The organism is Nonomuraea sp. H19 (genome assembly GCF_052068215.1).
In the GTDB taxonomy this organism is placed as follows: domain Bacteria; phylum Actinomycetota; class Actinomycetes; order Streptosporangiales; family Streptosporangiaceae; genus Nonomuraea.
This window is the reverse complement of record NZ_JBQHCV010000119.1, coordinates 1-1,365: the sequence shown is the minus strand read 5'-3', so window position 1 is coordinate 1,365 and position 1,365 is coordinate 1. Positions and strand designations below refer to the sequence as shown.

Here is a 1,365-nt window from a genome sequence, read left to right as displayed (position 1 = left end):
GGCACTTCCCCCTGGTTGGTGGACACGCTGATACTGGATCTTGCTTGATCCGGAGGAAGCGAGAAGACCGCCGATGGCGTTGAAGGACTACTCGGAGGAGTTCAAGGCCGATGCCGTGGCCTTGTACGAGTCCACCCCCGGCGCGACCTACAAAGGCATCGCCACCGATCTGGGCGTGAGCCGGGGCAGCCTGCGCGCGTGGATACTGCGGGCGCGCGCCCGCCGCGGTGAGGAGCCGGCCAGCCCGCCGACCAGCTCGGATACCGGGCGCACCCGGCAGCCCGCCGGGCCGGGCGACGAAGCCGCGGAGCGGATCGCTCAGCTGGAAGCCCGCGTGCGTGAGCTGGAGGCCAGCGAGAAGAAGCTCACCACCGAACGCGATATTCTCCGCAAAGCGGCCAAATATTTCGCCGGGGAGACGCACTGGTGAACCGCTTCCAGTTCGTTGACGACCACCGGGACACCTTCGGGGTGAAGCGGTTATGCCAGGTGATCGGCCTCAACCGGGCCAGCTACTACAAGTGGCGCGCCGGTGCCGAAGGCCGGGCCGCGCGACAGGCCGCCGACGCGGCCCTGGCCGAACAGATCCGCGCGGTGCACACCGAGTTCGACGGCACCTACGGCTCCCCGCGCATCACCGCCGAACTCCGCGACAAGGGCATGACGATCAACGAGAAACGCGTCGCGCGGGTGATGCGGACGTACGCCATCGCCGGCACACGCCTGCGCCGACGCGTTCGCACCACCATCCCCGAGCCGGCCGCCACACCGGTGCCGGACCTGTTCACGCGGGACTTCACCGCCCCCGAGCCGGGCAGGAAGTACATGGGCGACATCACCTACCTCCCGCTCGGCGACGGCGACTTCCTCTACCTGGCCACCGTGCTGGACTGCTTCAGCCGCCGGGTGGTGGGCTGGTCGATCGCCGATCACATGCGCACCGACCTGGTCGCCGACGCCCTGACGATGGCCGCGGCGACCCGGGGAGGCCTGGCCGACTCGATCTTTCACAGCGATCACGGGGCGCAATACACCTCCAAGGACTACGCCGCCCTGTGCCGCCGGCTGGGCGTCACCCAGTCCATGGGAGCCGTCGGGACCAGCGCCGACAACGCCGCCTGCGAAAGCTTCCACGCCTCTCTCAAACGCGAGACGCTCCAGGGCGCACCCCACTACGGCGACGCCGCCACCTGCCGACGCGCGGTGTTTCGATGGCTGACCCGCTACAACACCCGCAGAAGGCATTCGGCCAACGGGCACCTCAGCCCCATCGCCTACGAGCACCTACACCAGCAAAGATCGAGTAGCCTGACACTGGCCGCATGACACACCCCACCGCGTGTCCACTTCCGTGGGGGAAGGCCC

Annotated in this window: 1 protein-coding gene; it reads left to right on the top strand. The window is 68.6% G+C overall.

What is annotated here, in order from left to right; genetic code table 11:
• The first annotated feature begins 73 nt into the window (after positions 1 to 73).
• Positions 74 to 1,326, top strand: a protein-coding gene (locus tag ACTMTI_RS56835; protein WP_441129403.1) for an IS3 family transposase whose coding sequence is annotated in 2 segments (ribosomal slippage) — positions 74 to 416 and positions 416 to 1,326 — 1,254 coding nt in all. Because the reading frame shifts where the segments join, the coding sequence is not laid out codon by codon here.
• The last annotated feature ends 39 nt before the right edge of the window (positions 1,327 to 1,365 follow it).